The sequence below is a fragment of the Mesorhizobium sp. WSM1386 genome, from assembly GCF_055901595.1.
In genome coordinates this window covers 6,377,566-6,401,909 of the sequence record NZ_CM148373.1, presented here as the reverse complement: position 1 = coordinate 6,401,909, position 24,344 = coordinate 6,377,566, and the positions used below count along the sequence as shown (strand labels likewise).

The window sequence follows — 24,344 nt, the reverse complement described above, 5'->3', positions numbered from 1 at the left end:
GGCGAAGTCTTTTTTATTAGCATGTCGCACTCGGAAATTATCCCTACGCCGCCCCTGGCGATGGGCCCAACGCGTTCCGACGCTGGACCTCCTTGGCTATCTTTTTGCGTGTTCTATCGTCTCAGAGACTCAGACCGCGAGGCTCACGTCGTAATCGGTCAGGAAATCCTGAAGGGTCAGAATGCCCTCCACCCACCTAATGTTGTCGGTCGCGTTGAGCAAGGTGCGGGCGCGTTCGACGGACAGCAGTGGTGCCACTGCGGCATTACGGTCATCCAGCAACGCCGTGAACCGGGTGCGCAGCATTCTGTCATAGGTCGGATCCTGAATAGGCGGGTACACGCTCTTAACTCGCTGCACCACCGACTGCGGCAGCAGGTCGGCGGTGGCGGCCCGCAGCAGGCTCTTCTCGCGTCCATCGAAAGTCTTGTGGGCCCAGGGGGTGCCGAACACGTACTCAACGAGGTTGTGGTCGCAGTAAGGGACCCGTACCTCGAGACCCAAAGCCATGCTCAGCCGATCCTTGCGGTCGAGAAGAGTCGGCAGGTAACGCGTGAGAACGAGGTAGCAGATCTCACGCATGCGATGCTCGTGCGGATCCGCTGAGGCCGGCCCGCTCAGGGCGGGTACTTCTGCGAGTGCCCTGCGGTACTGCTCGTTGAGGTATCCGGGGAGGTCGAGCTCCTCAACGAGTCCGGGGGCCAGGGACTGCAGGGCGATATCCACGTGGCAGGACCACGGAAACGTGTCGGCTTGAATGTGCGCGGGATCGTGGAACCACGAGTAGCCACCGAAAAGCTCGTCGGCTGACTCCCCGGACAGGGCCACTGTCGAGTACTGCCGGATCGCCCGGAACAGCAGATAGAGCGAGCTATCTTCGTTGCCCCACGTGAACGGCAGGTCACGGGCGTGCAGGGTGCCGGCGCGCACGTTCGGATCCATGAGCTCATCCGCGGACAAGATGATGTCCATATGGTCCGTAGTAAGGAACTTCGCAACCTCCTGCACGTACGGCGCGTCGGGTGTACCGCACATCGGGCCGGGGGTGAAGTTTTCGGTGTAGCCGACGAAGTCAAGGGCGAACGATCGGATCCGTTCGTCGCTGGAGCGCGCGGCCAATGCGGTCAGGGCGGAGGAGTCAAGCCCGCCCGACAAGAGCATGCCTAGCGGAACGTCGGCAACGAGCTGCCGCTGGACCGTGTCCTCAAGCAACTCGCGCACGCGCCGAACTGTGGTAGCCACGTCGTCGGTGTGCCCGCTGTCGGTGAGCTGCCAATAGCTCATCTGCTGGATGCCGTCGCTGGTCACGCGGACGATGTGGCCGGGCCGTACTTCACGCATACCGCGGAACACGGTGTTATCCGGTTCGGCGACGAAAGATAGGGTGCGCCGAAGCCCGTCGGCGTCCACTACCCGTTCCGCGAGACCATTGGCGAGGATCGCCTTTGGCTCCGAGCCGAATAACACTCCGTGCTCGGTGGGGTAGTAGTAAAGCGGCTTGATGCCGAGCCGGTCGCGTATGAGAAGCAGTTCGCGCTTGGCGGTGTCCCAGAGTGCGTAGGCAAACATCCCGTTGAGTTCGCTCACCGCGCTGCGGGGGTCGCGGTGGCCCCACTCGCGGTGGGCGTGCAGCACCACCTCGGTGTCACTGCTCGTGTCGAACCGATGGCCCAGGGCGGCAAGCCGTTGACGCAGCTCGCGGTAGTTGTAAGTCTCGCCCGTGTAGACGAGCACCAAGGCGGGTTGGCCGTTCTCATCAAGCGTCATGGGCTGGCGACCGCCCTGGATGTCGATAATCGCGAGGCGGCGGTGTCCCAGTGCCGCAGGCCCGTCGATCCAAGTCCCCTCGTCGTCTGGACCACGAGAGGCCATGGTGGCCGTCATATCGGCAAGCTCCCTTCGCGCGTTGGGACTTCCTAGGTCACGATCGAAATCAATCCATCCACACATGCCGCACATATTTTGGCTCCTTGCCTTGGGTAACTGTCACGTAACTTCGGGCATCCGGGACCCCGCACCACGCGAACACGCGAACACGCGATCTTCTTTATGGCCGCCTCACCCGCAAGCGGCGCCAGGATCTGGAGGCCGGCGTTGCTGACCAGGATGTCGAGGCGCCCAAAAGTTTCGATCGCCTCAGGCTCAGCTTCCGCGAGGTAGTCGCGGACGACCTTCCCGAGCCCGAGCGTGCGATCTGCGACGATTTGTACGGCCGACACCACTTCCAGCACCGGCAGTTCGGCGGGGGGCAAGTATGCAACCAGAGGTGCAGGGCTGCCCGAGCCCAGATGAGCCGTCTGCATGTTGCCAGGCTTTGTCGAACGTCATCTTTGGATGGGGCCGGGAAACCCGGGCGGCGGCATATTTCGGGAGGTGATCATAAGACGATTTCTCCTCAGTCCATGACGTGGTTTGCGGATAAGCACGCATGTACAATGCCAAACGAGAAACAGTTTCGATGCAAGGGGATACATCTGGCTCAGCTACCTTGTGTATCCGACATTTGTCGGACATCGGACACCGCCGAACGTGAAACGCTTGCGGGGTGGGAGGATATCTCACGCGGAAGAGATTGCGCCTCGAAGGTCGCCGCCGCTCAGGCAAAGGTTCCGACCGGGCGCTATGGAGCTATGGCTGAAACTGGGTGATGACGGTTTGAGGAGAGCGGCGTATCGAGGCGGGTGATGAAGCCTGCCAGAAACCTCTCAGGGAGAGCGATACGCCATGAACGAGACTATCAACATTGTTCGCCTTCGTCAGCCCGACGAAATCGATGTCCCCTGACGGATGTGCTTCGCAGCGGCGCGCGCAAATTGCTTGCGCAGGCGATCGAGATTGAAGCCGAAGCGTTTCTTGCCGAGATGAAGGATCTGACGCTGCCGGACGGACGTGAGCGTCTGGTCCGGCATGGTCGCGGCCCGGAGCGGATGATCCAGACAGGGATCGGGCCGGTGCCCGTCAGCCGGGTGAAGGTCCGGGACCGCGGCGCGAACGGTGAAGCGGACCGGGTCCGGTTTTCCTCATCGATCCTGCCCAAATGGGCGCGGCGGACGCGAAGTCTGGACGCGCTGCTTCCCGTTCTTTACCTGCGCGGGGTTTCGACGGGCGACTTTCAGGACGCCCTGGCAGCCCTGCTCGGCAAGGAGGCGCCGAACCTCTCACCCTCGGTGATCACGCGGCTGACAGCACAGTGGACCACCGAATACGATCGTTGGCAAAAGCGGGATCTTTCGGCACGCCGCTATGTCTATGTGTGGGCGGACGGGGTCTATCTGCAGGCGCGGATGGAAGACCATGCCGAATGCATGCTGGTGCTGATCGGCGCCACGCCCGAGGGCTAGAAAGAGCTGCTCGGTTTCCAGACCGGCGTTCGCGAGAGCGCGCAGAGCTGGCGCGAGTTGCTGGTCGACGTGAAGCGGCGTGGCCTGCAAATCGCGCCCGATATTGCCGTCGGCGATGGCGCGCTCGGCTTCTGGAGGGCGCTCGACGAGGTCGTTTCCGGCACCAGGCACCAACGCTGCTGGGTGCACAAAACAGCCAACGTCCTGAATAAGGTGCCGCTCTCGGTGCAGGTCAACATGAAGACGGATTTGCGCGAGATTTACGGCGCGCCGACACGGTCAGCAGCCGAAATGGCGATCGATGTGTCCACCGAGAAATATGGCGTGAAGTACGACAAGGCGGTCGACTGCCTGACGAAGGATCGCGAGACGTTGCTGGCGTTCTACGACTTCCCCGCCGAACATTGGGATCATCTGCGAACGTCGAATCCGATCGAGAGCGTCTTTGCGACCGTTCGCCACCGAACGGTGCGCACGAAGGGCTCCCTGTCGTCGAAGACCGCCAGGCTGATGGTCTTCAAGCTGGTCATGGCCGCCGCCAAATCCTGGCGTCGATTGAAGGGACAAAATCAGTTGCCGAAACTGCTCGCAGGTGCCAGGTTCCTGGACGGAATCGAGGTCATCGAAACGAAGCCGCAGAGCGCCGCTTGATCGGCCTCGTCACCCAAATTCCAGCATAGCTCGGCGCTATGCTCCAAACGGTCACCTGTAGAAGCTCAATCAGCAGAGGAGCGCGGGCGAAATGCGCGCTGGCGTCAACAAGAGACAGCGCTGTAGGCTAATGTTTGCGAAAGAGCGAGAGCCCCACTATTTTTCAGTCGAAGAGCTGAGAGTCCTCTCTGATTGGGGTCGTTTAGGTCAAGCTACCCCTGCACTTTTTTCTGGGCCGTTCCCGCGGGTTACTCGCTTCTCTTCACGTCAGCGCTTGGCCGCCGCATGATGTTGGTTCTCTATTCGGCGTGGTCGGGGTCAAGGGCCTTCTGCTATCCGCACCGATGGTGATTGATGTCTTCGCAGTATCCCGCTCTTTCCGGGCTCGGCCTTGTGGCCCTCCCACTACGGGAGCAGAAAAATGGGGCGGAACAATCTAATCGGCGGCCTGATCGCAATATGCGACCGCAACAGACAACAACGCGAACTCACCTCATTCATTGTCCTGCGTAGGACATGTTTCCACCGGCGGCGGAATCTTGTTGTCTCCTTTGGTTCTCGCTATCCTGGTTGCTAGAGTATCCGTCTTGGTCAAGTTGTCTGGAGCCCCGAGTTCCACTGGACGCGGGAACCATTACGTCAGCCATCTGATCCAGAAGGCTGGGAAGGAGAGAGACAGAGAGTTCCGCTCGCTGGCGGAGGGACGTCCTTCGCAGGACAATGAATGAGGCGAGTTCGTTGTCGCGCTAGTGCCGGTCACACTCGACCAGGACGATGTGAAGATTTGCCACTGGGAGGGCGAAACGCCATCCCGGAGAGAAGCAAGGCCCCGCGGAAGAGCTCGATAGCGCCTTGACCTCAACACGCCGAATAGAGAAGCCAGACAGGCAGTGCGGCTGCGCGGTGGTCTGATGTCGAAGAGGCAATGGCGTAGGCCCATCGCGCAGCGCAGTCTGGATGAAGCGCTCGGCATTGCCAGTGGTCTTGGGCGTGTAGGGCCTTATCCTTACATGCTTGAGGCCGAGATCGCGGCAGGCCTTAACGAAGGAATCTGCCAGGTGGCGTAGCCCTTGACTTGGCGGTCGTGATTCTCGCTAGGACGCATGGCAGTCTCTAAGCGCGGGGACATTTCGTAGCCGCCGACAATCGCTACAATCGGTTCCTTGCCGGAGCTGCCTACGTCTTCGGCACGGCAACGGCGGCCGGAATAATCGACGCACCGGGATGGCCGAAGAGGATGTAGGAATCGAGGCTCAATATGCTGGCGCTAATGCGCGTTGGCATGAGCGGCATTGGCAGGGTGGAAGCGCAGCGACGTCCCGCACACGGTGCTGGCCCGCCGGCCCGCCGGAATAGCCCGGGACAGGGCGTATCTGCTTGGCCCCGCGCGAAGTGCTTCCCGCGATCATGCAGCAAATATGGTCAAGGACGAGAAGCTTTGCCTCGTCGCGGACGTGTGCCGGTTCGTCATGGACTGGCGACCGGGCTGGCAACGTCTTGTGTCAGAGACATGGTTTCAAACCGCAATAAATCAATGAAGTTGAATGTGCGGACCGCCTAGCCTGCTGACCAGCGGCCACTGCGCACCTCTTGTCGGCCAGCTGCGAGGCTTTCCTTCTGATCGACGAAGGCGCACGCCACCGGTGTCTCAGCTGGCCTCCTCCCCTGAAGATCACACCCTAGGACATTGGTCAATGGCCTCCGTCCAGCGCTCGCCGGCAACCAAAAGCTTGCAACAAACCTTCAAATAAGTTCACCGGATCTTTGCAACCGCAGATCACTGACAATGGTATGTTCACCGCGCAGTCTGAGGTTTGGCACGGAAAAAATCTGGAGCCTAGTAACGCTCAAACTCGCACAGCACACAACGGAGGTCAAAACCAATGGCAACAAGAGTGCTCAAGGACGGGCCTTTGAGTTGGCGGATGCAGCTTAAGTGGCGTAAGATTCGGTTGCTTAGGCCAACCCTTCCACCGCATCTCGCGAGCCACACTCGCCATGACCGAGACGTTGCTGCAGCTGTCTTTTGCAGCCCTCGGACGCCAGAAGATCACAGCTGCGTCTTACGGTGGCCGCATTGCCCGGGATGGCGGCGTCATGCTTCTGGCCGCAGCCGAGCGTCGCCTGCGGATGTGGTGCAAAGTTATTGGCAACAGGCGCATGGCATTGGGCTGAGTTGAGATGTTCAAAGGCCGTCATTTCGACCAATCTGCGCCTTTGCTTAGCATTCGCTGGTATCGGGACTGCGGAATGAGCCTGCGCGGTCTTCGAGAAATGATGGCTGAGCCTGGCATTAGTGTCGATCATTCAACGATCCATCGCTCGGTCGTTCATTTCGCGCCGCTGCTGATGGAACGCTTCAACCGGCGCAAGCGCGCGGTCACCGGCAAATGGCATGCGGACGAGACCTACATCAAGGTGCGCGGGCGATGGATGTACCTCTATCGCGCCATCGACAGCGTCGGCGACACCGTCGAGTTCTGGTTCAGTGAATACCGGGATTTGCCAGCCGCCAAGCGTTTCTTCACAAAAGCGTTGGCACGCCATGGCCGTCCCGATCGCATCGTCATCGACGGCAGTCAGACCAACCGGGAAGCCATCGTTTCCTGCGATGCCACAAGTCGATTGCAGGATTGCTCCCGGCGCCGGTCGAAGCCGATCCGCATCCGCCAAAGCCAGTACCCCAATAACCGCATCGAGCAGAATCGGCGCATCAAGCGCCGCGTGCGGCCGATGCTCGGTTTCAAATCGACGCACGCCGCCGCGGTACGCCTTCAATCCGAACCCGTCTCTCGCCGAGCAGTTCGAAAGCCTCGCTGCCGCATGAGGTTGCCACCACTCTGGCAAATTCTCCGACCAGACAAAGCTTTGCAACGGAACCGTCGTCGGTCGGCTGAAATTTCGCCCTCGCGCACCATCCCGTCCGGGCCGGCTCTTGCGGACCGCGGCTTGGCATTGAAGCCGTCCGGCTACTCACGGATGCTCGAAGCGGTGCCCACCCCTTGTACGATCGAAGTGACGCAGGCGCGCGCCCGGGAGCACGCTCTCTTTATCGCATCGAATAACCAAATACGCACGATCATAACTTTCCGCAAATGACCGGGAAAATGACATCGCTTAGAGTGGGGTATCCAAAGAAGAGGATGAAATGAAGATTAAACTCATGATCTGCCTTTGTGGACTCGCGACAGTCTCGCTAGCAGTGTCTGCGGCCGCGGTGATAGAGCAGTTTCCTCACTGCGGTTCGAAGCTATGTCGCTGACACAAGACGTTGCCAACACGGTGGCCAGCCTTACATGCGACGAACTGCCGGCACCAGTAATCGATAAGGCGAAGCTTCTTGTCCTCGACCATGTCGGCTGCATGATCGCGGGAAGCACTAGCCGCGGGGCGAAGCAAATGACGCCCTATCTCGCGCGTATCGATTCCGGTGGTCCCAGCACCGTTTTCGGCACGTCACTACGCTTCCATCCTGCTAATGCCGCTCATGCCAACGCCCATAGCGCCAGCATGCTTAGCCTGGATGATTCCTACGTCCTTTTCGGGCATCCCGGCGCCTCCATTATACCGGCTGCGCTCGCCGTTGCCGAAGAGGTAAACAGCTCCGGCAAGGCGTTGATCGCCGCGATTGTCGGTGGTTATGAAATGTCGCTGCGCCTTGGCGCGGCCATGCGGCCTACCGAAGACCGCAGCCGCCACGTAAACGGTCTTGCGAATTGGCAGATTTTTGGCGCCTGCACGGCAGCAAGCCTGTTGCACCGATTCAGCGCCACGCAAATCGCCGATGCTTACGGGTTGACGCCGATGCATGCTCCGCTTCCCTTTGGGCGCAAATTCTCTTCCCGGCCGATGAGCTTTTTGAAGAATAATTACGGATGGGCGAACAAGGGAGCCATCACTGCGGTGGACCTCGTATGCGAAGGTTTCCACGGGAACCGCACCATCTTCGACGGTGACGACAGCTTCTGGGCCATGGCCGGTTCCGACCGCTTTGAACCTGAGGACATGCTTGACCGATGGGGAGAACGCTACTTCACCCTTGAGACCGGCTTCAAACCTTATGGCGTCTGCCGCTGGATCCATACCGCGATCGACTGCCTGCGCGCGCTGCAGACAAGCCATCGTTTCGGCCATGCCGACATCAGGGGCATTCATGTCGAAACCGTGAGCAAGTTCGTTAACGACTTTGATGGCCCCTGGCCGCAATCCACCATCGAGGCGGCATTTCATATGCCCTATGCGCTCGCTCTCGAACTGCACGACAAGTCCTCCGCGACCGGCCTCCGCGAAGACGACCTGACAAACGAAGGTGTTAAACAAACCGCGGCACGGATCAGCCTTTCAACCCTCGCCGGTGCCGATGAGAAGTTTTATGCGAAAAGGCTCCTGCCGGCCCGCGTCAGTGTCACCCTCCAGAATGGCGAAATGTTTTCCGCCGAGGCCGAGGTTCCAACCGGTGCCCCCGGCGGACCCCCTTTTGGGCAGGCGGAAGTGGAAGCGAAATTCTTTACGCTGGCTAGCCCCATCATCGGCGATTCCAATGCCTCGCGTCTGAAAGCGGCCCTCTTCGAATTGGAGGGCCTCTCCGTCCGCGACGCACTGAAGGCTTGCGCCATGACGTGATCTCCACGCGGGGTGCACCGTCGCGAACCAAGCCGCACCCTCTTCTTCAGACCTACAAACCAATCAGAATGAGGTTGCAAAATGTCCACTCAGAGTATCGTTCGACCCAAACCCGTTCAGAAGGCATTCGACCGGTTCTATGCCGGCTCGCGCGGAGGTACCGTCACGTTCAACGTGTCGCATGGAAAGGGTATCTTCGTCTGGGATACCAACGGCAAGCGCTATCTCGATGGTTCATCCGGCGCGGTCTGTACCAATCTCGGCCATGGGAACAAGCGCGTCCGCGATGCGATGATCGACCAGGCAAATCGCATCAGCTATGCCCCGTTTAGTACCAGTGAATCAACCGATACCCTCTCTAAGATGATCGCGGACCTCGCGGGCCCTGGGTTCGATCAGACTTTTCTCGTTTCCGGTGGTTCGGAAGCAGTCGAATCCGCCATCAAGGTCGCGCGCCAATACGCCGTGGCCAGCGGGCAGCCGAAGCGCCGGAAAATCCTTGCGCGTATGCCAGGATATCACGGCGCGACGCTTGGCGCCGCTGCTGCTACCGGCGATCCGGACCGGGACGAGATGTTCGGCCCGATCATGCAGATAGTGCCCAAGGTGCCAGCGCCACTGAGCTATCGCCTCCCTGAAGGCTTTGATGTCAGTTCCTATGCCGACTACTGCGCGGACGCGCTTGAACAGCAGATCCTTGCGGAAGGCGAGGAGACGGTGCTCGCCTTCATCATGGAGCCGGTCGGCGGTGTCGCCACCGGCGCGTTGGTTGCGCCGGATAATTATTATTCCAAAGTCCGGAAGATTTGCAATCGTTATGGCGTTCTATTGATCTTCGACGAGGTGATGTGTGGCGCCGGCCGAACCGGAACCTTCCTCGCCGCTCATCATTGGCCAAACGCCCTGCCAGACCTCGTCGTCTGCGCCAAGGGTCTGAGCGCTGGCTACACGCCGCTTGGCGCCATGATCGCCCCCAACAGGATTGTCGATAAGGTCGCCGAGTCCGGCGGTTTCTTGCACGGCCACACCTATGCCGGAAATCCCCTATCCTCGGCAATTGGTGTCGCAGTTCTCAAGGATATGCTCGACCACGATCTGATGGGCAATGCGGAGCGGATGGGCGTTGTGCTGCGCCGAAAGCTCAACGCACTGAAGGATCGGAGCATCACCATTGGCGACGTGCGGGGAATGGGCCTCCTCAACGCGGTGGAGATCGTTGAGGACCAGGCAACCAAGGCAATTTTCCCCGCAGCCAAGCAGGCGTCCTATCGCGTTAGGGAGATCGCCCGCGAACTCGGGCTGCATCTCTACGCACGCCGCACCGCCAGCGGAAAGTTCGGGGAATGGTTCATGGCAGCTCCTCCGCTCATCATAACCGAGCCGGAAATCGACCTCTTCATGGAGCTTCTCACCGAGACGTTCCAGGTTTTTGAGAGCGAGAACCGATGAGGCAGGCGCCTGTCCGTCCTTACTCGACGCAATCCATGTTGGCCGGCGTGCAGGAGCCAATCTCTCTGCCACAGCCAGGCAGAGCCGGCATGATGCCGGCCAAGGGCATCATCGAACCAGCGACGGACGCGTCGAGCCAAAAGACGTGCAGGGGGACCGCGCACGTCAGCACGACGGCGCCACCCGAATGATCTGCCCCTAACAGGTATCCCGCCGCATGAAATGGGATGACTTCGCCAGAAGTTGAAACAATGCACTAGAAGGTTGAAAGAATGCACAGGAAGACCGTCGACACTCTCATCATCAACGGTGATGTTTTTACCGGTGACAGAAGTCAGCCTCACTATCGTCCGGGGGCCATAGCGATTACCGATGGCGTAGTGGTCGGGGTAGGTCACGAGCAAGAAATATTGTCGGCGTATGATGCAACGCGAAAGGTCGACGCTCAGGGTGCTTTGGTCCACCCGGGCTTAATCGAAACCCATATCCATTCGACGGGAATGGCTTACCACGGAGCGCCTTTCTCGCCGCTGTCGGGCACTGTCAGCAAGGTGAACTACTCGAGCATGAAGGCAGCGACTGACCCCGACATCACCGCCGCTTATACGGCCGCGGCAGCCTGCTCAATGCTACAACGCGGCTTCACCCTTTACTTCGAGTCAGGCACCGTCTTCGAAACCGATGTGTTTGCCGAAACGATGACCAGGTGCGGTGTGCGGGGAATGGTGACCGCACCATGGGCATGGGACGATATGTCCGACATGACCGATGGGTATGGGCTGAACGAGACGCTGATGCGGCGTGCGCCAGCGGACGCGAGGCGGGTTATCGACCAGTGCAAGCGCGAACTTGTGCGCAACAAGGAAGACAATGCGTTGGTACGCGGATATGTCGGTCTACAAGGAGGGTCGAGCAGCACGGACGAGCTCATCCGGGAAGCGGTAAGACTGGCCACCGAATCGAACGCGATCTTCTGGCAGCACGAGGCCTTCGAGCCCAACAGCGATGCGGAAGAGCGAAGGAAGTTTGGTGATGCCGGCGCGGTCCGTATGCACCGGCTCGGAGCCCTTGAGCCCAACACGACGCTCGCGCATATGAACCTGCTTGACGAACAGGACATTGAGCTCATCCTGGCGATGAAGCCGGGCCTTTCCTGGTGCCCCAACAATGCGATGGCCCATCGGATTACGCCACCGCATAAATGCTGGTTTCCGCATCTCTACCGAAAGGGGGCAAGTGTTTCGCTCGGTGTCGACACGACCATGATCCATCCGATCGGGATCGCCGGCCTCATGAGCCTCTATCTGTCCAGACTGGTTGGAGACAGTCTGAATGACTCCGATCCCTTTTACATGCAGACGATCGATGCTGCGAGAAACGTAGGCCTCGGTGACAAACTGGGCAGCCTGGCGTTGGGCAAGCGCGCCGATGTGGTCATCCGGGAAGCTCGCGATATAACCCACTATTCCTGGCGCGACGATATGGGCATCCTGTTGTCGCTGTCCTCGTCGATGATCCCGGTCGACACAGTTCTCATCGATGGCAAGGTCGTAATGGAAAAGGGCCGCCTCACGACAATGGATCAGGATGAAATCCTTGCCGAAGCCGTGCGCCAGCGCGATCTTTTGGCCGACAGAATCTCCACCTGAGTATGCGACGTGAGCAGCGCGGGTGAGCAGGTGTCCACCCGCCTTTCCCAGGACAACAAACATATTAGGGCCGACGACAAAGGAACGGATCTATCATCAACATCCGCACGACATCGACCCGGACAGGGTTGCCGAAGCGAACTCCATACGTTGTGTCAAAGTTCGCGGTCGAAGGGTTGACAAAGAATTTGGCTCGCGAACTTGGTCCGTTCAACATCCGCTGCAACACGATCTCGCCAGAGTCGATCGACAGCGCGGACGCATGCGCACGCAGAAGGGAGCCAGAGCCAGGGTATCACATACGAGGAGGCGCTGCAGCGGCGCCTCTCCTATATCTCTATGAGGACAAAGATCGATCCGACTGCAATCGGCGAGATGGCTTTCTTTCTGTCTTCGAGGGAAGCCAAACATGTCACCGGGCAATGCATAAGCGTCTGTGGCAACGTCGAGTGGGAAGACTAACAAGTGGGAAGACTAAAAATGAGCAATAAGACCATCGTAACATGTTCTGTGACCGGTGATGGCGCATACAACGAGAACATGAAGGCCGTGCCTATCACTCCCGAGCAGATCGCCGACGAGTGCATCTCAGCAGTTAATGCTGGCGCAGCGATTTGCCATATCCATGTCCGGGACCCGAAGACGGGCGCGAAGAGCATGTCACTTGAGGCCTATAGGGAGGTAGTGGAGCGTATAAGGGCGTCCGCGACCGATGTCGTGATCAACCTCACTACCGGCGTTGGCTCAGTATATATTCCAGACCAAGAAGAGCCACTTCGGCCGGCGGCCGGTTCTACCCTTTCGACGCCCGAAGTCCGGGCGCGTCAGGTCGTCGCCCTTCGGCCCGAGCTTTGCACTCTAAACGTTGGCACCATGAATTTCGGGACAGTCGCTGTACTCAATACGCCGGATCATACGGCGGCTATCGCGAGAGCGGCACAGCAGGTTGGCACCACTTGCGCGATCCTAGTCTACGATGTTGGCCACATCTTCGCCGCGCGGAAGATGCTTGATGAGGGGCTGATCAAGAAACCACCGTTTTTTCAAATCTGCTTAGGAGTTGCTGGATGTGCACCGGCGACTCCGGAAGTCTTGCTCGCTATGCGGGGACACTTGCCGCACGAAGCAAATTGGGGCGCATTCGGCAAGTCCGAGGCTGAATTTCCTATGGTTGCTCAGACCGTTTTGTTAGGGGGTCATGTTCAGGTCGGTCTCGCAGACAATCTCTACCTCTCTCATGGAAATTTGGCTCCCAACAACGCGGCTCTTGTAGAGCGAGCAGTGGCGATCGTGCGGATTCTTGGTGGCGAAACTGCCTCTCCTGCCGAGGCGCGCGAAATCCTTGGCCTTAAGAGCCAATCTACTTTCAAGGGATAAACGCCTGTAATTAAAATGTGACACCGGGGGCACATTCACCGATCTCGTGATCGAGTCAACCAGCGTTTGGCAGGCGTTCAAAGCACCGACTGTCGCCGCAGATCCCGTGAGAGGTGTGCTGAATGTAGTGGACAAAGACGGCAAAACTTCGCCATGCAAAGGGTCAGGCGATAACGCTGGGCAGTGACAAATCTGCACCTGTCAGGATGGCCGGGCGGGTGGAGACAGTAAGCCACCGCGCAGGGCCGTGGTCAGGAAGTTTTGACTTGGGGAGCTGCTGGCGTCCGGGCCCACGGCAGCAATTCCGGGAGCCGGCATGTCGGAGATTCTGGCGATGGCATCGGCCAGCCAGGCGTGGGGGTCGATGCCGTTGAGTTTAGCCGCGCCGATCAGGGAATACATGAAGGTTGGGCGGTGTCCGCCGCGTTCTGACCCCGCGAAGAGCCATGATTTTCTGTTATGCATACCTTTTCATAACCGCAATTATGCTCAGGCCCGGATTATGCGCAGTTTGTGTGCGCGACGTTCGGGATGCGAGCGGATGCCGGGCATCCCCCAGCAGGCCGGGCGACCGTAGGTTTACATAATCCTGATCTCCTCTGCGCGCCAACCGTAGAGGAGATCGTCATGAACTAAATCAAACTGCAGCCGGCGCCCCGTCAGTGGCTTGAGAACAGCCCGTTGGGGCCATTCTCGGAGCGCTATCTTGAGCACCTGGGCCGTGCCCGCTATGCGCCCAGCACCGCACGTGTTTATCGGTGCTGCATTGCCCATTTCGCCCACTGGATCTCGACCGAACGGCTCGCGTTAGAGTCCATAGGCGAAGCCGCGCGAGTTCGGTTTATCAGCGAGCATCTTCCCGTCTGTGACTGCCCTTATCCGGCCCGTCGCTTGCCGCACGAACTCAGGGCGGCCATCACGCATTTGCTTGCAGTGCTGCGTGCCGAAGGCGCCATTCCCGCAGCTACCGCACACACCACATGGCGGGGAATTGGCGGCATTCCGGGCCTACATGCGCGATGTCGGCGGGTTAGCCGTCAGCACACGAGCGAGGCGCGAGCGGATTCTTCGACGCTTTCTTGAGGAACAGTTTCCGGAAGGGGAGATCTCTATCGCCGGCCTTGAGCCGGCGCGTGTGAGACGCTTCATCCTCGGCGAACTGCAGGGCTGGACGACCGCCACCATTCGCATTGTTGGGGGTGCGATCAGCTGCTATCTCCGGTTTCGGCAGATGATGGGCGACGACGTTCAGCATCTACTCGGCGCAATCCCTCGCGTTGCATGCTGGCGGCTGAGCAGCTTGCCGGATGTGCTTTCCGACACGCAGATTGAGATTCTGCTCGCTTCATTCGACAAGGATTTCCCGTCGCGCCGGAGGGCCTACGCCATGGTCCGGTGCCTGACCGATCTTGGGCTCCGAACCAGTGAGGTTGTGCAACTGCAGCTCGGCGACATCGATTGGCGGCAGGGTACGATCCGCATTTCCCGGTCAAAGGGCCGGCGTTTCGACGTCCTTCCCTTGCCGCCCGAGACGGGTGACGCGATCGCTGCGTATCTGCGGCATGAACGTCCACCGAGCACGAACCGCGCAATATTCGTACGCCACGTCGCGCCCTATGACCTGCCGATCCAAAAAGACGTTGTAAGGCGCGCCGTTTTCGCCGCCTACAAACGTTGCGGCTGGTCCCAGACACGCGTTCATATCCTCCGGCACAGCGTCGCCAGCCGCATGCTGAACGCTGGTGTGCCCATGAAGCAGATCGCCGATATCCTGCGCCATCGGAGCATCGACACCTCCATGATCTACACGAAGGTCGACCTTCAGCGGCTCGCGGCGGTCGCTATGCCGTGGCCGGGGAGTGTGGCATGAGCGGGTCGCTGACCATGCAGGCGCGGATCGACGCCTATCTTGTGGAGCGACGTCTCCTTGGATTCTCGCTCGAGACCTCTGGCATAATGCTGCGGTCGTTCGCTCGCTTCGCCGATCCGTCCGGCCATCGCGGCCCGCTGACGACGACGCTCGTGGTCGCTTGGGTTCAGGGGGAGGCGCGGAACGCGACGCCAACCTCCTGGGTGCGCCGCCTCGAAGTGCTGCGGCCCTTTGCCGAGCATGAGAGACGTCTCTACCCACGGAACGAGCTTCCCGCAAGCAGCATATTCGGCAAAGCGCACCAGCGCCGGACGCCACATATCTACCCCGACCAGGAGATCGTCGCGCTGCTGCAGGCGGCGCGGCGGCTGCAGCCGCAACACTCCATTCGACCGGCAACATACGAGACCATGTTGGGGCTGATCGCAGCCACGGGATTGCGGATTTCCGAGGCACTCAAGCTCCGATGCGGCGACGTCGACATTGCCGGCCGATGTCTGACCGTGCGCATGACCAAGTTCACCAAGTCAAGGCACGTACCATTTGATGCCAGCGTCGCCGCTGCGCTCTCGCGCTATGTGGCAATCCGCGCCCGCTACGCTCCGGCCGAATCGGATGCATCTTTCTTCGTCGGCGCCTCAGGGCAAGTGCCGTCCAAGCGGCAGGTCCATTGGACATTCCAGCAGTTGCGTCGGGACGCAAATATTGTTGCTCGTGGGGCCTATGACGAGGTTCGCATTCACGATCTGCGCCATAACTCCGAGTGCCGGATTATTCCGAGTGACGACCGGGAGGCCAAAGATGCGGGCGATTTGTGGCTTTTGGGTCGGCATTATCAGAGGCTCTTCAGGAATGTGAGGAGATGGTCGTCGGGCTTGTAGCGGCCCAACCGGATGTCGGCCGTGTCGGTCCTTGCCAGAGCTTGCTCCTTGAGCTTCATGTCGGCCTGAAGATAGATGGCGGTGGTTTCGACCGACTCGTGGCCCAGCCACAGAGCGATGACCGAGCGGTCGACGCCGTGCTGGAGCAGGTCCATTGCCAGCGTATGCCGCCTATATCGATCAAGACATAGCCGGCACTATCTACCCCGCCCGACTATGTCGAGTAGGCAGGATGATGCCCCACGATTCCAAGGGTTTATAGGATAGCATGTAGAGATAGTTTGTAGCCCTTCCAGCAATCCAGCCTGGAGAGGGAGCAAACAATGAAGTATTTCATCAATGATGATTTTGCGTTGTCGCGGTCGCCAGGGGGCCCGGTGGCGAGTTATATCGTTCCGTTTGCCGAATGGCTCGGTGATCGAGGCTACGGTCTTGTTTCCATGAGGAACCAGGTGCTGCTGGCCGCAGGCTTCAGCAAGTGGCTCGGGCAAAAGGGGATTGAGCTAAGCGACATAAGTGGAGACCATCCTGGGCGTTATTTGCTGGATCGAGCGCAGCGGCCAAAGCTTGGAGATACCGCCGCTCTTCGACATCTACTGGCTTTTCTGCGAAGCCAGAACGCAATCGCCGAAGAGATTGAGGCCGACCACAACCCATCGCCGGTAGAACAACATGTGCAGGCATATGAGCGGTATTTGCATCACGCGCGGGCGCTGTCTCGTCAAACGATCATAAATTACCGGCCAGTTGTCCGGGATTTTCTCAACTTCCGCTTCAGTGATGGCGAGATCTCGCTCGCACAATTGCGTGCCGTCGACGTGACCGATTTCGTACGAAAGAGGGTTTCGCGCCTCAACATGCGACGCGCGAAGATCATGACCACCGCACTGCGGTCGTTTCTCTCCTATGTGCGTTATCGTGGGGACATCACGTCAGACCTGGCAGCAGCGGTTCCGATCGTGGCCAATTGGTCACTGTCGTCCATTCCTCGTGCGATTGGCCGCGATGAGGTCACCCATTTGCTCGCCAAGCATCGATCGGCAAACTCCTATCGGATGCCGCGATTATGCGATGATCCTCGCATTGGCGCGGTTGGGATTGCGGTCGAGCGAGGTGGTGACGCTCGAACTCGATGATATCGATTGGGTAGCCGGAGAGATCCATGTGGTTGGCAAGAACGGGCAGCGCAACGATCTTCCGTTGCCTGCGGATGAACAGCCTGTCGGAGTGTGCTCATTGGGCTTCTCCCGGCCACGGCAACGCCAATGTTCGCAACGCGTTAAGGTTGACCTTGGCGTAAATCGCCGTTGTCTGAACATGACGGTGGCCCAGAACTTCACCGATCTCACCGAGCGAGGCGCCGCCACGCAACATCTCTGAGGCAAGCCCATGTCGGAACTGGTGCGTTCCCTTTGTGGGAGGGTCGATCCCGGCCCTTTTGAGTGAGCGTCGGATGACGGAACCGAGTCCACACTGGCCGGTGAAACCCCGGATCGGGGCCTTGTCGCGCAAAAAGACGCGACGACTGGCATTGCGTGGACGCGACTTCTGCAAGTAGTCGGCAATCGCCTCGCCAACATGTTGCTGGCCGTGCAAACCGGCCTGCGTGCTGCCGAAATCGCTGCGAGGACATTGTCCTCGGCCCGGCCGCCTATGTGCAATGCCAGGGAAAGGGCCGAAAACCCCGCAACACCCCGCTTCGCAAGGATACGGTCACGGTGCTAAGGACTACATCGAGATGCGGCGAGGGCTGGGGTTCAAGCTGCGAGAGACCGAAAGGGGATTGATCGATTTCGTCACCTTTCTGGAGGCTAATGCCACGCCATATGTCACGACGGAACTGGCCCTTGCCTGGGCTCAGCGACCATCCCATGCGCAGCCTTCGCATTGGGCGACACGGCTGGGCTACGTCCGCGTATTTGCCCGTCATCGGGCTGCCGCTGATCCGCGGACCCAGGTTCCTCCAGATGGTTTGCTGCCCTTTCGCCCGAAGCGGGCACGGCCGTATCTCTACTCCAAGGAAGATATCCAGCGCCTCCTGTCCGCGGCGCTTGAGATGCCGTGCCGATATACCCGCTGTAAGCTCAGGCCATGGACATATTATTGCCTGTTCGGATTGCTGAGCGTTTCCGGCCTGCGCCTCGGCGAAGCCCGCAACCTCAAGCTCTCGGACATCGATTTCGATGCCGAGGTGCTGACGATCCGCGGCACGAAGTTCGGCAAATCCCGTCTTGTGCCGATGCACGCATCAACCAGCACAGTGCTCCAGGATTATCTCAAACGCCGCCGACAGCATTGTGCAGCCCAGGCGGCGTCTCCTTATTTGTTCACGTCCCAGTTGGGCAACCGCCTTGATGTGGGAGACATTCATCGAACATTCTAAGCTCTGTCTCGCCAGATCGGCCTGCGAGGCGCAACCGACAGCTACGGCCCGCGCCTGCATGACATGCGGCATGTGTTCGCGACGAACGCGCTGGTGCGTTGGTACGAAGCCGAGCAGGATCCCGAGCGGCGGCTGCCCATTTTGTCCACCTATCTCGGTCATGTCCACGTGGCCGACACCCAATGGTACCTCACCGGTTCGCCCGAGCTGATGAAAGAGGCAATGCGCCGCCTTGAGTGCCGCTGGGAGGATCGGACATGATCAAGCATGCCAGCCTGGCGCCGCTTTTGGAGCGCTTTTTCACCCAACGCCTGATGCAACAGCGGCAGGCAAGCCCTCATACGATCAGTTCCTATCGTGATACATTTCGGCAGTTGCTGAAGTTCGCGGAACGAACATTGCATAAGCCGCCGTCTCGCCTGAACTTCGCGGAAGTCGATGCGCCGTTGATCGTTGCCTTCCTTGATGACCTGGAGAACCATCAGGGTATCAGCGTCCGCAGCCGCAACTTGCGCCTCACGGCAATTCATTCTTTCTTTCGCTACGCGGCATTCGAGGCACCCGAGCATTCCGCCCAGATCCAGCGCGTGCTTGCGATTCCCAGCAAGCGCTTTACCCGAACGCTCGTCAATTTTCTTACCCGCCCAGAGGTCGATGCCTTGCTGACCGCACCGGATCGATCGACCTGGTCCGGGCGACGCGATCACGCGTTCCTGCTGGTCGCCGTGCAGACCGGATTGCGGCTATCGGAGATCACGGGTCTCAAACGCGGCGATCTGTTCTTCGGCACGGGCGCCCACCTGCGCGTCATTGGCAAAGGGCGCAAGGAACGCTGCACCCCGTTCGCCAAGTCTACGACCGCAGTCTTGAGAAGCTGGCTGAAAGAGCCTCAGCGCGGAGAAGAGAGTATCCTGTTTCCCAGCGCCAGAGGTGAGCGGCTGAGCGTTCATGGCGTTCAGTATATGCTGAACAAACACCGCCAGACCGCTTCTGCCATTTGCCCGTCGCTGAATCGAAAGCGCGTCACTGTTCATCGTTTGAGGCACACGATGGCCATGGACCTCCTGCAGGCGGGCGTCGATCGCGCCGTCATCGCTCTGTGGCTCGGCCATGAATCGGTCGAGACCACACAGATCTATCTCGAGGCGACGTTGGCGATGAAGGAGGCGGCGTTGGCAAAGACGTCCGAATATTCCGGCAAGTCATCCCGCTTCCGGCCCGGCGACAATCTACTGGAGTTCTTGAACAGCCTGTAGATCGCGCTGATGTCGGGTGGCCCGGGTGTTTCTGCGGGAAATTTCCTTATTCCTCAGAGATTTGCCATCACAGTCCAGAGCTACCCGACATAGTCGGGCGGGGTAGATAGTGCCTCAGGACATGCGGCGTTACGTGCTTGCTGGCCAGCGATGGGCAGTGGCGACGTGCGACGGCGAGGTGCTTGTTCAGCAGGTATTGAAGTGCGTCGTGACTCAGTGACGTGCCGCTTATCGTCGGGAAGGCAGGATCGGCGCTCCGCCCGCGTCGCTCGACAAGCCAGGCACGCAATACGACTTGGTGGCAGGTATGGGTGAAGTGATCGAGTTGGTCCTTCACCGCCGCGATCACCTTCGGGTGCCGATGGCCGGTATTGACGCGATGCCGGCCGCGAGTCGATATAGCGACGGCCCTCGACGAGTGATATCGCCGCGTACATCGAAATTGTCTTTAATCGCAATAGGAAGGCCCGCCAACAGAGAGGGCCGCGGCGATCCAGACGCTGCAAGTGTATCCTCCCGTCTTGCAGAAGCTTTGGCCTCATCCGGCCAAAGCCGTGTGAACGCTACACTGCCTCTTGCTCGAAGTTCCTGAGCTCTCGACAAAGCACGCTGTGTCAGGTCACTTGATGTGACCTGACCAGCAACGATAAGCTCAGAAAGCGCCTCGACTGTCTCGGTGGAACTGAAGCCTGGCGGCAAGCCGCCGTCATCTTTTACTTTGCTGGATGAGTGACCAACACCGTCTTGCCAATCGAGTGGTGTTCCTTGCCTTGGCTCCATCGTCGTTGCGGTCACTTCTTGCCGTCGCGAACGTTCATGGCCATCAGGCACAGGATTTCAAATCCTAGGTTCGCCGCATGCAGCGATGTAATGTTGCCGTGATCGAGATATGGAGCGACCTCACAAACGTCGGCTCCAATTAAATTTACTCCCTCGAAACCACGCAACATGACTAGAGCGTCCCGCATGGTGAAGCCACCCGGCTCCGGCACGCCCGTGCCAGGGCAATAAATCGAATCCAGTCCGTCAATGTCGAACGACAAGTACGTCGGCGCCTCGCCAACGACTCGACGAGCTTCAGCGATTACCTTGTCTCGCCCCATAGACTCGAAGTCCTCCATGGTGATCACCACCATACCTACGCTCCTCGACCATTCGCAGTCTGCGGGACCGCTCCGGAGCCCGATCTGGACGGTCCGCTTTGGGTCAAGGAGGCCTTCCTCTACAGCTCGACGGAACGGAGATGAATGCGTATACTTAAAGCCTCGAACCAGATCGACTGTATCGCTATGAGCGTCGAAATGGATCATTCCGACTGCTCTATCGTGCGCCAAGCCCCGCAGGACCGGAAGTGATATCGAGTGATCTCCGCCCAAAACCAGCGGCCGGACGGCTTTGTCTTTTATTGCTCGGAAAGCGGCCGCGATAGTGTTGTAACTTTCGTCAAACTGCGAAGGATGAACACCAACATCTCCAAGATCAGCGATCTTAGCTAGTTTGAAGGGGTTGACCCCGGTATAACCGTTGGACATTCGGACGATACGCGACGCTTCACGAATGCTTACGGGAGCAAATCGACTACCTGGCCGAAACGTCGTGCCTAGATCAAAGGGAACTCCGACGATACCGATATCAACTCCGCGAGCCTCCTCCATATCCACTACGCGCGAACGCATAAAACTTCCGATTCCTGCGAATTTGGGAACTTTGTTTGCATCAACGGGCGCGAAGTCGGGAATTTGGTTCGTCACGTTCAACTCCTGAGAATTACCTTGTTTGTAAATTGCCCACAACGGCACCACTGGACCACATGGGCTCATAGCCCGCTTTTGGGCAGCGGGTGCTCGACCAATAGTGTGGTTTTTGCAGCCGCTCGTTGCTCTGGCATCTGATGCCTTCGCTCTAATCCTTAATTCCTCCGCGGCATCTTCTGAAAGTTGCCCGTTCCCACTCAGTTGGACTAGGCAGTTCGCGCATGTACAACGTCGGGATCGTCAGCTGTGCATGCCGGAAAACCCAAACGTCGATTGTGCCCGTCTGCCTATTCGAGTGCATGCATCATATGTGCTCCATCACACGCACTTACCTGATGAGCACGACGGTCAAGACGCTTTGGCCGTCGCACCCTCCAGCTACTTTTGGGTGGCGCGGGTCGTCGTCGTTAGGAACCACTTCTACACTGCCGACGGCTCGCGATGTGTAAAGATATATGAAGCCACTTCAACGATCGGGAAACGGCTTGATACTCCTCGTTTCCCCTCTTGAATCTCCTTACATATTTATCTCGCCGGTCATTATTTCTCCGAAATTTCAAACCATCTCCAAGAGAGACGTGTAGCCTTCTCCGCACAACTGGATGACTGGAGAAAGCAATGGACTACGTCACGCGTCCATCGCGTGCGGGTTGTTTTCCGCCGCCGGGCCGGTGGCGAGCTTGCGCTCCCGTTCCTGTTCGATGGCGCGGATCTGCTGGCGCACCAGGCTGAGCCGCTCGAGGAAACGGTGGAGCTCGGCGCGGGTGTTATGCGGCAGCGCCGTCCCCTCAGCTGTACGGATGGCCTCGAGCCTGTCCGCAGCCTGGCGCAGGCTCAACCGCAAGTGGCGGATGCCGAAGCGGGCGAGGATCGCCTTGATGCGGTTGACGAGCCGCGTCTGCTCGCCGATCAGGCGCTCGCGCTCGCGGCTCGGTCGCCGCGAGTCCTCCTCTTCCATGGTCGGGATCGCCGCCATGGTGCAATGGCGCTTTTCGCCGCGCAGCCAGCCAAGAAAGGCACGCATCAATAGCTCAGTGTCGAGGCGATCGGTCTTGGCGCGGCGGTGCTCGCGCGACACTGCAACGCTGGCAGGGTGGATGGTGTAGGCCTCGATGGCTTGTCCCCGCAGCCAGCGCGCCAACCAGAAGCCGTCGCCAGCCGCCTCATAGGCGACGGCGATGCGCTTGATCGGGTGCCCGGCCTGGCCGGCTTCGTCGCGCCAGCGCTGCAGCAGTTTCAACAGAGCTGGCGCATCGGCATCGAGCTTCTTGAGCGGCTGGCGCTTGAAGCCCGGAACCAGCGCGGCGACCAGCCACTTCGCCTTGCTCATTTCGATGACGGCGACGATCGTGTTATCTTGTTCAAGAGCGGTAAGGGACCGGCTCGCGTCAAAAGATTGCGACATGGGGACGCTCCTTCTGCTGGATGATCTTGGAGCGCCGAAGGATGCCACACCCTCGCCGCTCGCCCCATATCATCTGAAACACGCAACCAAGGTCCCGATCGCCGACTGGGAGGTTTGCCTTCAGGCTGCCCATCCTGGTTATATCGGCTGGGAGGAGTTCATGAGAACCAGAGGCGACTGGCCAACAACATCAACCGCTACGAAGCCGGCCATTCGGGCGTGCCGCGCAAGGGAGAGCTGGCTCCGCAAAATCGGACAGTGGCATAAGTGGATTTTCTGCCTGAGATTGGCGAGGATTCTCGCCGGGAATCAGGAGTTGAGATGACGAAGAGAAGCCGCCGGACGCATTCACCGGCATTCAAGGCGAAGGTGGCATTGGCCGCGGTAAAGGGGGAGAAGACGCTTTCGGAGCTGGCGCAACAGTTCGACGTTTATCCGAACCAGATCACGACCTGGAAGAACCAATTGCTCGAAGGCGCCGCGGGCGTGTTCGGGCAGGACAAGGCGGGTTCGAGCGAGGCGCCGGTCGATTTGAAGGCGTTGCACGCCAAGATCGGTGAGCTGGCGCTGGAGAACGATTTTTTGTCCGGCCAGCCTTGACGGGCACACGCCCGACGAGGCTTACTTCGGCCCGCACGCGATGGCGACGGCCGCATGATCGTCGCCGCGCGATTTTGCTGCAGCTCTGGTCGGGCTTCGTCCTCCCGGCGCCGCAGCAAAATCACAAAGCCCTGCGTTCAACGTAACCCGGCAGGAAACCACTTAAATTCCGCAGGGCGCTGTCCAAATAAACGAAGCCAGCTCTGTGCATTGCCCGTCGACGCGCACGTCGAAAGCATCCTGCTGGAGGCCTTGAGGCCGGACAAGATCGCATCGCCATCGCCGCACTGGGCCAGATCGAAGACGAGACGCGTCAGCTTGAGCGGCAGTGGGCGCTGCGGCGCGAGCGGGCGCGCTATGAGGCGGAAAGAGCGTTGCGCCAATATGATGCGGTCGAGCCGGAGAACCGTTTGGTGGCGCGTTCACTGGAGCGCGTCTGGGAAGAGAAGCTTCGCGCCGCCGAGGCGATCGAACAGGATTATGAACGGTGGCGGCAGGACGAGCCGCTGGTTCTGAACGAGCCGGATCGCGAGGCGCTGCAAAGGCTGGGCGAAGATCTGCCCGGCATCTGGCACTCGCCTGCGACGATGGCGGCCGCGCGCAAGGGTATTCTGCGCCTCATCATTGACGAGGTCATCCTCGACCAGAAGCGCTTCCGGGGCCAGGTCTGGTTCAAGATCCTGTGGCAGACGGGAGCGACAAGCGAGCACTCTCTCCAAAGGCGGGTCCACACCTACGGCGACTACATCGATCTGGAGCGGCTGCGGCGCCGCGTGATCGAACTCAATGCCGCGGGCAAAATGGACAAGGAGATTGCTGCGACCTTGAACGCGGAAGGCTTGGTCGCAGCACGCGGTTGCCCATTCAAGGGTGAGAATGTCTGGCTTCTGCGGACACGCTGGGGCATCCCCACCGTCAAGATCAGCGGCACGAGCGCCAATCCCGATCGATGGCCGGACGGATCGTACTCTGTTCAAGGGGCGGCGGCTGCCTTGGGCGTCACACCACAAACCGTCTTCGACTATCTCGCACGCGGCTGGTTCGAGGGACACCAGCTAACGAAGGGGCAGCCTGGCAAATCGAACTTTCAGACGACCAGATCAAC

At 59.6% G+C, this 24,344-nt stretch carries 18 protein-coding genes and 9 pseudogenes; 17 read left to right on the top strand and 10 right to left on the bottom strand.

Annotation, left to right across the window (positions count from 1 at the left end):
- Positions 1-129: 129 nt before the first annotated feature.
- On the bottom strand, positions 130-1,950 hold the full coding sequence (gene asnB / locus AC0NIH_RS31240; RefSeq protein WP_474025279.1) for an asparagine synthase (glutamine-hydrolyzing): 1,821 nt from the start codon (positions 1,948-1,950) through the stop codon (positions 130-132).
- Between the two features lie 194 nt (positions 1,951-2,144).
- Positions 2,145-2,278: pseudogene (locus AC0NIH_RS31235) on the bottom strand (acetoacetate decarboxylase); the annotation flags it as partial.
- Between the two features lie 446 nt (positions 2,279-2,724).
- On the opposite strand from AC0NIH_RS31235, the pseudogene AC0NIH_RS31230 reads away from it, so the two are divergent.
- A pseudogene (locus AC0NIH_RS31230) lies at positions 2,725-3,992 on the top strand (IS256 family transposase).
- A gap of 876 nt (positions 3,993-4,868) precedes the next feature.
- Here the strand turns inward: AC0NIH_RS31230 and AC0NIH_RS31225 are convergent.
- A pseudogene (locus tag AC0NIH_RS31225) lies at positions 4,869-5,038 on the bottom strand (integrase core domain-containing protein); the annotation flags it as partial.
- Positions 5,039-5,990: 952 nt separating this feature from the next.
- Here AC0NIH_RS31225 and AC0NIH_RS31220 point away from each other — a divergent pair.
- From AC0NIH_RS31220 to AC0NIH_RS31185, 8 genes and pseudogenes are all read left to right on the top strand, one after another.
- On the top strand, positions 5,991-6,167 hold the full coding sequence (locus tag AC0NIH_RS31220; RefSeq protein ID WP_473469595.1) for a hypothetical protein: 177 nt from the start codon (positions 5,991-5,993) through the stop codon (positions 6,165-6,167).
- A gap of 6 nt (positions 6,168-6,173) precedes the next feature.
- Positions 6,174-6,819: pseudogene (locus AC0NIH_RS31215) on the top strand (IS6 family transposase).
- A 425-nt stretch (positions 6,820-7,244) separates the two neighbouring features.
- Positions 7,245-8,615 (top strand): MmgE/PrpD family protein, encoded by a 1,371-nt coding sequence (locus AC0NIH_RS31210; protein ID WP_473469589.1) that lies wholly within the window; start codon positions 7,245-7,247, stop codon positions 8,613-8,615.
- A gap of 81 nt (positions 8,616-8,696) precedes the next feature.
- Positions 8,697-10,064, top strand: coding sequence for an aminotransferase family protein (locus AC0NIH_RS31205; protein WP_473469591.1), 1,368 nt, complete (start codon positions 8,697-8,699; stop codon positions 10,062-10,064).
- 272 nt (positions 10,065-10,336) lie between these two features.
- Positions 10,337-11,713 (top strand): amidohydrolase family protein, encoded by a 1,377-nt coding sequence (locus AC0NIH_RS31200; RefSeq protein WP_473469593.1) that lies wholly within the window; start codon positions 10,337-10,339, stop codon positions 11,711-11,713.
- Positions 11,714-11,841: 128 nt separating this feature from the next.
- Positions 11,842-12,204 carry an SDR family oxidoreductase gene (locus AC0NIH_RS31195; RefSeq protein ID WP_474025117.1) on the top strand — a complete coding sequence of 121 codons (363 nt, stop codon included), beginning with the start codon at positions 11,842-11,844 and terminating at the stop codon, positions 12,202-12,204.
- Positions 12,194-13,090 (top strand): beta-keto acid cleavage family enzyme, encoded by an 897-nt coding sequence (locus tag AC0NIH_RS31190; RefSeq protein WP_474025116.1) that lies wholly within the window; start codon positions 12,194-12,196, stop codon positions 13,088-13,090. The genes AC0NIH_RS31195 and AC0NIH_RS31190 overlap by 11 nt, the downstream gene beginning before the upstream one ends.
- Positions 13,091-13,136: 46 nt before the next feature.
- Complete coding sequence (locus AC0NIH_RS31185; RefSeq protein WP_474025115.1) at positions 13,137-13,277, top strand: hypothetical protein; 141 nt, start codon at positions 13,137-13,139, stop codon at positions 13,275-13,277.
- 64 nt (positions 13,278-13,341) lie between these two features.
- Here the strand turns inward: AC0NIH_RS31185 and AC0NIH_RS31180 are convergent.
- Positions 13,342-13,546 (bottom strand): annotated as a pseudogene (locus AC0NIH_RS31180) (transposase domain-containing protein); the annotation flags it as partial.
- Between the two features lie 556 nt (positions 13,547-14,102).
- On the opposite strand from AC0NIH_RS31180, the gene AC0NIH_RS31175 reads away from it, so the two are divergent.
- The gene (locus AC0NIH_RS31175) at positions 14,103-14,960 is read left to right on the top strand and encodes a site-specific integrase (RefSeq protein ID WP_473469813.1); all 858 of its coding nucleotides are present in this window, start codon (positions 14,103-14,105) and stop codon (positions 14,958-14,960) included.
- A complete protein-coding gene (locus AC0NIH_RS31170) occupies positions 14,957-15,841 on the top strand; it encodes a tyrosine-type recombinase/integrase (protein WP_473469815.1) in 885 nt (294 codons plus the stop codon). Before AC0NIH_RS31175 ends, AC0NIH_RS31170 begins: the two co-directional genes overlap by 4 nt.
- Here the strand turns inward: AC0NIH_RS31170 and AC0NIH_RS31165 are convergent.
- Positions 15,796-15,996, bottom strand: a complete 201-nt coding sequence (locus AC0NIH_RS31165; protein WP_474025104.1) for a hypothetical protein — start codon at positions 15,994-15,996, stop codon at positions 15,796-15,798. The genes AC0NIH_RS31170 and AC0NIH_RS31165 overlap by 46 nt on opposite strands.
- Before the next feature lie 168 nt (positions 15,997-16,164).
- Between AC0NIH_RS31165 and AC0NIH_RS31160 the strand changes: the two genes are divergently transcribed.
- Together AC0NIH_RS31160 and AC0NIH_RS31155 are read left to right on the top strand one after the other, a co-directional pair.
- A complete protein-coding gene (locus AC0NIH_RS31160) occupies positions 16,165-16,977 on the top strand; it encodes a site-specific integrase (RefSeq protein ID WP_473469882.1) in 813 nt (270 codons plus the stop codon).
- Positions 16,913-17,221, top strand: a complete 309-nt coding sequence (locus AC0NIH_RS31155; RefSeq protein WP_474025114.1) for a hypothetical protein — start codon at positions 16,913-16,915, stop codon at positions 17,219-17,221. The genes AC0NIH_RS31160 and AC0NIH_RS31155 overlap by 65 nt, the downstream gene beginning before the upstream one ends.
- On the opposite strand, the pseudogene AC0NIH_RS31150 reads toward AC0NIH_RS31155, so the two are convergent.
- A pseudogene (locus AC0NIH_RS31150) lies at positions 17,186-17,395 on the bottom strand (site-specific integrase); the annotation flags it as partial. The gene AC0NIH_RS31155 and the pseudogene AC0NIH_RS31150 sit on opposite strands and share 36 nt — an antisense overlap.
- 229 nt (positions 17,396-17,624) lie before the next feature.
- On the opposite strand from AC0NIH_RS31150, the gene AC0NIH_RS31145 reads away from it, so the two are divergent.
- From AC0NIH_RS31145 to AC0NIH_RS31135, 3 genes are all read left to right on the top strand, one after another.
- Entirely contained in the window at positions 17,625-18,224 is a 600-nt protein-coding gene (locus tag AC0NIH_RS31145) for a tyrosine-type recombinase/integrase (RefSeq protein ID WP_474025113.1), read from the top strand.
- A 63-nt stretch (positions 18,225-18,287) separates the two neighbouring features.
- Positions 18,288-18,485, top strand: coding sequence for a hypothetical protein (locus AC0NIH_RS31140; protein ID WP_474025112.1), 198 nt, complete (start codon positions 18,288-18,290; stop codon positions 18,483-18,485).
- A complete protein-coding gene (locus AC0NIH_RS31135) occupies positions 18,482-19,480 on the top strand; it encodes a site-specific integrase (RefSeq protein WP_473469849.1) in 999 nt (332 codons plus the stop codon). The genes AC0NIH_RS31140 and AC0NIH_RS31135 overlap by 4 nt, the downstream gene beginning before the upstream one ends.
- A gap of 289 nt (positions 19,481-19,769) precedes the next feature.
- Here the strand turns inward: AC0NIH_RS31135 and AC0NIH_RS31130 are convergent.
- The 4 genes and pseudogenes from AC0NIH_RS31130 to AC0NIH_RS31115 form a co-directional block, all read right to left on the bottom strand.
- Positions 19,770-19,893, bottom strand: a pseudogene (locus AC0NIH_RS31130) (aminotransferase class III-fold pyridoxal phosphate-dependent enzyme); the annotation flags it as partial.
- 64 nt (positions 19,894-19,957) lie between these two features.
- Positions 19,958-20,260 (bottom strand): annotated as a pseudogene (locus tag AC0NIH_RS31125) (hypothetical protein); the annotation flags it as partial.
- An 11-nt stretch (positions 20,261-20,271) separates the two neighbouring features.
- The gene (gene speB / locus AC0NIH_RS31120) at positions 20,272-21,231 is read right to left on the bottom strand and encodes an agmatinase (protein ID WP_474025102.1); all 960 of its coding nucleotides are present in this window, start codon (positions 21,229-21,231) and stop codon (positions 20,272-20,274) included.
- Between the two features lie 631 nt (positions 21,232-21,862).
- Positions 21,863-22,639: an IS110 family transposase gene (locus AC0NIH_RS31115; RefSeq protein ID WP_473469509.1), complete on the bottom strand. Its 777-nt coding sequence runs from the start codon at positions 22,637-22,639 to the stop codon at positions 21,863-21,865.
- Positions 22,640-22,960: 321 nt separating this feature from the next.
- Between AC0NIH_RS31115 and AC0NIH_RS31110 the strand changes: the two are divergent.
- Positions 22,961-23,221 (top strand): annotated as a pseudogene (locus tag AC0NIH_RS31110) (transposase); the annotation flags it as partial.
- Between the last annotated feature and the right edge of the window lie 1,123 nt (positions 23,222-24,344).

Excerpts from the sequence above, each read along its gene's own strand:
- AC0NIH_RS31115 (WP_473469509.1), bottom strand. The coding sequence starts at position 22,639 with ATGTCGCAATCTTTTGACGCGAGCCGGTCCCTTACCGCTCTTGAACAA.
- AC0NIH_RS31210 (WP_473469589.1), top strand. The coding sequence starts at position 7,245 with ATGTCGCTGACACAAGACGTTGCCAACACGGTGGCCAGCCTTACATGC.
- AC0NIH_RS31205 (WP_473469591.1), top strand. The coding sequence starts at position 8,697 with ATGTCCACTCAGAGTATCGTTCGACCCAAACCCGTTCAGAAGGCATTC.
- AC0NIH_RS31140 (WP_474025112.1), top strand. The coding sequence starts at position 18,288 with ATGCGGCATGTGTTCGCGACGAACGCGCTGGTGCGTTGGTACGAAGCC.
- AC0NIH_RS31170 (WP_473469815.1), top strand. The coding sequence starts at position 14,957 with ATGAGCGGGTCGCTGACCATGCAGGCGCGGATCGACGCCTATCTTGTG.
- AC0NIH_RS31200 (WP_473469593.1), top strand. The coding sequence starts at position 10,337 with ATGCACAGGAAGACCGTCGACACTCTCATCATCAACGGTGATGTTTTT.
- AC0NIH_RS31190 (WP_474025116.1), top strand. The coding sequence starts at position 12,194 with ATGAGCAATAAGACCATCGTAACATGTTCTGTGACCGGTGATGGCGCA.
- AC0NIH_RS31220 (WP_473469595.1), top strand. The coding sequence starts at position 5,991 with ATGACCGAGACGTTGCTGCAGCTGTCTTTTGCAGCCCTCGGACGCCAG.
- AC0NIH_RS31160 (WP_473469882.1), top strand. The coding sequence starts at position 16,165 with ATGAAGTATTTCATCAATGATGATTTTGCGTTGTCGCGGTCGCCAGGG.
- AC0NIH_RS31135 (WP_473469849.1), top strand. The coding sequence starts at position 18,482 with ATGATCAAGCATGCCAGCCTGGCGCCGCTTTTGGAGCGCTTTTTCACC.
- AC0NIH_RS31165 (WP_474025104.1), bottom strand. The coding sequence starts at position 15,996 with ATGGACCTGCTCCAGCACGGCGTCGACCGCTCGGTCATCGCTCTGTGG.
- AC0NIH_RS31175 (WP_473469813.1), top strand. The coding sequence starts at position 14,103 with ATGCGCGATGTCGGCGGGTTAGCCGTCAGCACACGAGCGAGGCGCGAG.
- asnB (WP_474025279.1), bottom strand. The coding sequence starts at position 1,950 with ATGTGTGGATGGATTGATTTCGATCGTGACCTAGGAAGTCCCAACGCG.
- AC0NIH_RS31155 (WP_474025114.1), top strand. The coding sequence starts at position 16,913 with ATGATCCTCGCATTGGCGCGGTTGGGATTGCGGTCGAGCGAGGTGGTG.